General features: G+C 45.3%; 7 protein-coding genes and 1 pseudogene. All 8 read left to right on the top strand.

Annotated elements, in window-relative coordinates; all coding sequences use genetic code 11:
• The first annotated feature begins 110 nt into the window (after positions 1 to 110).
• The 8 genes and pseudogenes from L2082_RS17655 (at position 111) to L2082_RS17620 (ending at position 6,806) form a co-directional block, all read left to right on the top strand.
• Positions 111 to 1,208: a PKD domain-containing protein gene (locus L2082_RS17655; RefSeq protein ID WP_446012047.1), complete on the top strand. Its 1,098-nt coding sequence runs from the start codon at positions 111 to 113 to the stop codon at positions 1,206 to 1,208.
• Between the two features lie 87 nt (positions 1,209 to 1,295).
• Entirely contained in the window at positions 1,296 to 1,886 is a 591-nt protein-coding gene (locus tag L2082_RS17650) for an N-acetylmuramoyl-L-alanine amidase (protein ID WP_446012046.1), read from the top strand.
• Positions 1,887 to 2,296: 410 nt separating this feature from the next.
• Positions 2,297 to 2,749 carry a FecR family protein gene (locus L2082_RS17645; protein ID WP_446012045.1) on the top strand — a complete coding sequence of 151 codons (453 nt, stop codon included), beginning with the start codon at positions 2,297 to 2,299 and terminating at the stop codon, positions 2,747 to 2,749.
• Positions 2,750 to 2,791: 42 nt separating this feature from the next.
• Complete coding sequence (locus L2082_RS17640) at positions 2,792 to 3,418, top strand: OmpA family protein (protein ID WP_446010845.1); 627 nt, start codon at positions 2,792 to 2,794, stop codon at positions 3,416 to 3,418.
• A 62-nt stretch (positions 3,419 to 3,480) separates the two neighbouring features.
• A pseudogene (locus tag L2082_RS17635) lies at positions 3,481 to 4,613 on the top strand (CHASE2 domain-containing protein); the annotation flags it as partial.
• Positions 4,614 to 4,904: 291 nt separating this feature from the next.
• Positions 4,905 to 5,564, top strand: a complete 660-nt coding sequence (locus L2082_RS17630; RefSeq protein WP_446010848.1) for an HD-GYP domain-containing protein — start codon at positions 4,905 to 4,907, stop codon at positions 5,562 to 5,564.
• A 45-nt stretch (positions 5,565 to 5,609) separates the two neighbouring features.
• Entirely contained in the window at positions 5,610 to 5,894 is a 285-nt protein-coding gene (locus tag L2082_RS17625; protein ID WP_446010846.1) for a hypothetical protein, read from the top strand.
• 15 nt (positions 5,895 to 5,909) lie between these two features.
• Positions 5,910 to 6,806 carry a sulfite exporter TauE/SafE family protein gene (locus tag L2082_RS17620; RefSeq protein WP_446010847.1) on the top strand — a complete coding sequence of 299 codons (897 nt, stop codon included), beginning with the start codon at positions 5,910 to 5,912 and terminating at the stop codon, positions 6,804 to 6,806.
• Positions 6,807 to 7,023 lie beyond the last annotated feature (217 nt).

Genomic DNA, 7,023 nt, shown 5'->3' with positions numbered 1-7,023 from the left:
ATCCTGGCAGGATTATCAAGAGGACGATTCCGGCAAAATAAAAATTTGTAGTGCCATAGGAATAGTCAAAAAATAAGCAACTTGTTGTTTTTGCATAACTTTGACTTTTTATGTCACGAACTTGGGCTAACCGTCCGCCTGTAGCGGATGCGGGCAAAGACTACTACGGCATGGGCGAATATTATGAAGTGCTCGAAGGCCGTACGGTTGAACTCGACGGCTCAAACTCCTATGACCCTGATGGCGATGAACTGATCTCGTATGACTGGGATTTGAATGAAGACGGCACATTTGAAACACCGTCATCCGATGGCTTCACGACCTTCTCAGCAGCCGGTTATGATGCCGGTGCGAAACGGATCAGAATGTATGTATTTCTGAAAGTGGTTGACGAACACGGTGCCGAGGATATCGCTCAGGCGAGAGTTCAGATTTACGACCAGGCACCGACAGCAGCCTTTGCTTTGCCGTCCGAACCTCAGCTTGACTGCACTGCGGTACAATTTACCGATCAGTCTACAAGCGAAGTTGATGATATCGTGAGTTGGGCCTGGGATTTTGGCGGGCTCGGCAGCAGTACAGAACAGAATCCGAGTTTTACCTTTACAGATGCCGGAGACCACAATGTCTGCCTTACAGTAACCGATGACGACGGAAGTACAGACACGGCCTGTAAAACGGTGACGATCCTTGATGTGCCGCCGACAGCCTTGGCAAAGGATATCACGGTCCAGCTTGACGCCTCCGGTAAGGCGTTGATCTCCGCTACCGACATTGACAACGGTTCAAGCGACACCTGCGGTATCGCATCAATGACCGTTTCTCCGTCAAGCTTCACCTGCGCGGATGTTGGAGCGAATACGGTCACTCTCACTGTCACCGACAACCATGGTGTGGATGATAAATCTGCTGCAACAATAACTGTAGTAGATGGTGATTCTGACGAAGACGGAGTAACTAACTGTAATGACAATTGCTCAGGAACCGAACTCGGTGCAGTGGTTGATGGTGACGGTTGCTCCATTGACCAGCTCTGTCCTTGCGAAGGACCGCAAGGCATTGCCAGCCTGTGGAAGAACCACGGCAAGCATGTCTCCTGCACGGCGAAAAGCGCGGAGAGCTTTGTCGAAACAGGTTTGATCACTGAAGCAGAGAAAGACGTAATTGTTTCCGATGCCGCACAGTCAGACTGCGGTGATAAGAAGTAATTCAGTTCAATAACCAAAAACCAACAACAGAGGCGGGGCTGCTTTGCGGCTCTGCCTTTTTTTATAAAATAACCAGATATAAACAACGTGCCTGTACAAAAAGCTATCCGCCACCTACCAACCGACCAATATGAAAAACGTCCCCAAGGCACAGAGATTGACACCATTATCATCCATTCAATGCATAATCCAGAAGCGAAAGACCGTTTTTCTGCCCATTCCTGCAAAGAATGTCTGGACAAACACGGCGTTTCGTCTCATTATCTGATTGATCTGAATGGCAAGGTGTGGCAACTTGTTGCAGAGGACAAAAAGGCGTGGCATGCTGGATTCAGCAGGATGCCTAACGATGGACGGGAAAGTGTCAACGACTTTAGTATCGGCATTGAACTCATCGGCACGGAAGATACCGAATTCACCGAGGCCCAATACAAAGCCTTGGCCCTGCTGACAAAGGACATCCTTTCCCGGCACCCTGTCCGCTATATATATGGGCATTGCGATATTGCCCCAGGTCGTAAAACTGACCCCTGGAGGTTTGACTGGTCCCGTTACCAGCGAGATATCCTGCACACCAGCCCTGCTGTGAGCCTCATTTTTTCACCGACCGTAGCTACTGAGGATCGTCATGACAAGAAACAGGCAAGGAAGCAGCAAAGCTCGATAGAGGAGAGATAAATCACCTTGCAACTCTCCTTAAAATATATTGAAAAAACTATCTTTTTTTGATTAAATAGAGTAGGTAACTCAATACCTTCGCCATTCTGAATGGCGATCTTTCAGCAGAGGTTACAGTGTTTCAAAGAGTTAATAATTGACCTGTAAATTAAAAAACGGTCCGGGATTTGGCGGACAGAGTTTTAATTATTTTTATCTATACTCAACGAGTTACAGTGACAACCCACGAACACGTATTATAGCCCAATTAGCAAGCAAGTTGGGATGTAAGTCTGTTAGCTGAATGGCGAAGGTATTGTAACTATAGAAAAATAAAAAAGGTAAGAAACAGGTTGTACATACTGTCCATCCTGTCTGGACAAAAGGACACAAACTAAACCGACACATTTCATAATAACAGGAGCGTAGCCATGTTGAGAAAGAAAATAACCCTCTTACTTCTCGTTGTTTTACTGCTTGCCCCATTACCAGCCTTTGCTCAGGATTTTGTCGGAGGACTCAGAAAAGTGACCGGCTCTGGAACCATTATCCGGGATGGTCAGCAAATTATTGCCAAAGATGGTATCCGGGTCAAAAGAGGCGACAAGATAATCACTGGAGCAAACGGGGCGCTGGGTGTCATTTTTACTGACAATACCAGAATATCTCTTGGTGCAAACAGTGAAATAAATATTGACGAATATTCTTTTCAGCCTGCCCAGGGAACTTTTGGTTTTTTAACAGAGTTGATTCAAGGAACAGCCTCCTATATCTCAGGAGCCATAGGTAAATTATCGCCAAAATCAGTGAAGTTCAAAACCCCGACCGCTGTTGTTGGTGTCAGGGGAACAAGTTTCTTAGTCAAGGCAGCAGCAAAAGAATAGCTCCATTACGCACCATCGAAGGATCTGAGAGGATTATTACCAATGCATATTTTTTCCCGCTTACTGCCTGCTGTTTTCAGCACAGTTCTGTTATTCGGCTGTGCTGCTCAAAACATTGAGCCTCCCGTAGAAAATAAGGATCTTTTTGTATTGCTTCCTGATCAGGACGGCAATGTTGGAAAAATAACCATTTCCAACAGAGCTGGGAGCACCACTCTATCAAAGGCCAACGAATCTGCGCAGGTCTCAAGCACCCATGTTCCCACACGAACAAAAATCCTTCCCAAGGAAGAGGTTCAAAACAAATTTCAGGATACTCTTCAGGCAATCCCAGGCACAGCAGATCAGTACATTCTTTACTTTACTCCGGGCACCAGCGATCTAACTGAAAAATGCCGGAACAAACTCCCGCTTATATTGGAGAGGATCAAAGAACGTCTTCCCTGTGAGATCTCCATCATTGGCCACACAGATACCCAGGGAAGCAATGAATACAACCTCGCCCTTGCCTTAGCACGAGCCATTCATGTCAAAAATAAACTGCTCACCATTGGAGCCCCTCGTGAACTCCTTGAGGTCTCCTCCCATGGCGAAACTGATCCTATGATCCCCACAAAAGATAATGTTGCTGAACCGAAAAACAGAAGGGTGGAACTCTTTATTCGATAATTGCACCCTACTCGAAATACATCCACCTTCCACTTCACCTGTCGCCTCAACTTTATAACGAGATGAGCATATCTTCAGAAACCGGCGGTTCAACATCGCTTGCCCCGGTTTCAGACAAGATGAAGAGCAAGATGAATACCTGGGGCAAATCACTCTTGCTGATCATAACGGCTATTTTGCCGACCTCCATCATCGCAGCCCTGAGCCTCTCCTCCCTGCCCATCCTCAATGAAATCAACCTGAAAATTTACGACTATTTCCTGCTTGCAACTTCCTCCCCTGCCAGCATCAATGCTCCGTTAATTGTCGATATTGACGAAAGATCGCTCAGAGAATACGGTCAATGGCCGTGGCCCAGATTTCTTCTTGCTGAACTCCTGGAAAAAATCCAACAATATGAGCCACTGGTGTGGGGTTGGACATCATGCTTACTGAGTCTGACAGGACATCCTTAGTCAATGTGTACAAAAATCTTGAGAACCATTTCGGGGTCAATCTCAACGAACTCCAGCACATTCCTGAGCATCTTCGGGATAATGATTCTCACCTTGCCCATATCCTTAGCAAGGGTAATTTTGTCACCAGCCTCTACTTCACCTTTGGACAAAAAACACCTAACCAGCGCTGTGACACTCAACCGCTCAACATCGGCATACAATATATTGGGGCAGCAAAAGAAGACCAACTCCTTGTACAAGCAGACAATGTTGTTTGTAACCTACCTATTTTTAACAACACTGCAACAAAGGAAGGATTCCTTAATGTGGAAGCTGATGCAGATGGTATTTTACGTCGGGTTCCTCTTCTCATGATGTATCAAGGAAAGCTCTATCCTCATCTCTCTCTTGCTACCCTGCTCGCAGCCCATCCCCCTCAAACACTGCTCCTGAAAATCTCTCAATATGGTCCATCAGGCCTTATCATGGATGATCGTTTCATCCCTCTTGATCACCAAGGCAACTTTGCTGTTCACCCCAAGCTTCCTACGGCAACCTCCCACAGAGCCTTTGAATACATTTCAGCAGCTAACCTGCTCAGTGGAGATATCCCTGAAAAAAAAATCACAAATAAAATTGTTTTTCTCGGGACATCAGCCGCAGGATTGAATGATTTCCACCACATGCCAGGCGATCATATTTTACCAGGTGTTGAATTTCATGCAAATATCGTTGAGAACATCCTCAGCAACATATTTATTCACAATCCAACATGGCGTCCTGCCGCAGAACTAGGAGTTATAATCATAATTGGTTTAACGAGCGTATTTCTTTTTTTTCAATTTGGTGCCCGGACCGCTCTTCTGACACTACTTCTGGGTCAAATCGCTCTTTTTTACAGTAGTAAACTCCTCTTTTTCTCAAACGGAATTTTTTTCTCTCCACTCTACCCAAACCTCTTGCTCTTGTTTAATTTTTCGTTAATCTATCCGATTAAACTCTACCAATCTGAACGCAAGCGACAAAAGAAAAAAAAAGAATTCGTCCTGATGCAGGAGGCAATCCTTGAAATAATCACAACCCTGACAGAAACGCGTGATCAGGCAACAGGAGGACATATCAGAAGAACACAGATCTATCTTAAAATTATTGCAGAAGAACTCCAACAGACAGAACGATACAAAAAAATCCTCACACCTGAAGAGATTGAGGTCATCTGTAAGGTCGCTCCTCTCCATGATGTTGGTAAGATAGGGGTTCCAGACAACATACTCCTCAAACCTGACAAACTCAGTGCCAAAGAGTTTGAGGAGATCAAAAAGCACACCTATTACGGCAAAGAAATCATTGAAGCTGCATTACATAGGGTCGGCACGAACTACTTTTTGGAAAAAGCGCTGGAAATCGTTTATACTCATCAGGAGAAATGGGATGGCAGTGGATACCCTCAAGGGCTTTCTGGAGAAAATATTCCTATTTCTGGTAGGGTTATGGCCATTGCAGATGTCTATGATGCTCTTACCTCAAAACGATCATATAAGATCCCGGTGACCCACGATAAGGCTGTCACCATCATGGAAGCTGGCAAAGGAACACATTTTGACCCCGAACTCATGGAAGTTTTCCTCAAGGTACATGAACGCTTCCGTGAGATATCCATGCAATATGCTGATCCCAGCCTCCAGGTCCCGCACAGAGCAACCCGATAGCAATCAAAAACAACAAACTCAAAACTCAAAATCTTGGAGAACACAATGGCAGCAGAGGTCGATGAAATAAGCATTAATTACGAAGAAGATGGTATTCAGATTGTCAAAGAACTGGACAAGGAGATCCTGACAAAAGGAGCCTGGACCACCATTCTTTTTCGTTACCAGGACTACAGTCGCAGCAAAGAGGAATACGGACCTGAAAAATACACCATCCGTCGCTATCAAAAACGTAACGGGCAATATCTTCCCAAGTCAAAATTCAACATTTCCAGTGCAAAGCAGGCCCAAAGCATTATTGACACACTCACGAAATGGATTCAGGAATAGAATCTCCCTTTACCGGTGTATTTCCCAACAGCAGACATAGATGTTCAACCTTGGCTGCCCCCTTTGGTGGCCTTTTGCATATCTTTTTTCACCTCAATGGCCGGGGTTTCCGGGGCCTTTCTCTTGCTCCCTTTTCAAGTCAGCTATCTGGGATTCACCACTCCATCGGTCAGCGCAACAAATCATCTTTTTAACATAACAGCAATTCCGGGCGGAGTGTTCCGTTATATCCGGGAAGGCCGTATGATTTGGCCCCTCACCTGGACAGTGATTATCGGTACTCTGCCTGGGGTACTCGCAGGTACCGTTATTCGCACCCATTACCTGCTTGATCCGACCTTCTTTAAACGATTCATTGCTCTCGTACTCATCTATATCGGAGGTAAACTTCTTTGTACTCTTCTGCCCCAAAAGAAAAAAAGCAGAGCACCAGCTTCCCCGCCTACAGGCACCTGGAACGATAATCGCATCAGCAATACCTGGCTCAATTATCAAACCCTTGGTTTCACCTTCAATGGAATACCCTACCAAGCTCCGACACAAAAAATAATACTCCTTAGCCTGATCGTTGGTTTGATTGGTGGTATCTACGGGATTGGTGGTGGAGCCCTCATGGCACCTTTTTTTATCTCTGTTTTTGGTCTCCCTGTTTATACCGTTGCCGGAGCAGCATTGATGGGCACCTTTATTACTTCACTGGCAGGGGTCGTATTTTTTCAAATTCTCGCTGTGTTTTTTCCAGAAACAGCTGTTGCACCGGACTGGGGATTGGGAATACTTTTCGGAATCGGTGGCTTTATAGGTATGTACTGTGGAGCAAAGATGCAGGTCTATATTCCTGCTCGTTTCATCCAGACTGCGCTTGCCGGTTCTATCCTCTTTATTGCGCTCCGCTATCTCTCTTTTATTTAAAGAAAAAAAAATAATCAGCCACTGGGTTTTCAAAAAAGCAACAGAAGCACATTTTTTCAGTTGACTATCAAGTTCGTTTTCAGTATATTCGCGGCTCGTTGCTTGTGACTGACGGAGTTCATCACGGAGCAACAAAGAGCAGTTAGAAACAGCAGTTAAAAATTGTCAAAGCTCGAAAATAAAAGTTGACTGTAAAGTCGAATTACATTAGAGTGGC

The sequence above is a fragment of the Candidatus Electrothrix sp. genome (assembly GCF_052785085.1).
Note: the sequence above shows the minus strand (reverse complement) of the source record. Positions and strands in the feature narration are given on the sequence as shown.

What these genes read in the sequence shown, in the direction of transcription:
- L2082_RS17655 (WP_446012047.1), top strand. Translation starts at nt 111, where the DNA reads ATGTCACGAACTTGGGCTAACCGTCCGCCTGTAGCGGATGCGGGCAAA.
- L2082_RS17625 (WP_446010846.1), top strand. Translation starts at nt 5,610, where the DNA reads ATGGCAGCAGAGGTCGATGAAATAAGCATTAATTACGAAGAAGATGGT.
- L2082_RS17645 (WP_446012045.1), top strand. Translation starts at nt 2,297, where the DNA reads ATGTTGAGAAAGAAAATAACCCTCTTACTTCTCGTTGTTTTACTGCTT.
- L2082_RS17630 (WP_446010848.1), top strand. Translation starts at nt 4,905, where the DNA reads ATGCAGGAGGCAATCCTTGAAATAATCACAACCCTGACAGAAACGCGT.
- L2082_RS17640 (WP_446010845.1), top strand. Translation starts at nt 2,792, where the DNA reads ATGCATATTTTTTCCCGCTTACTGCCTGCTGTTTTCAGCACAGTTCTG.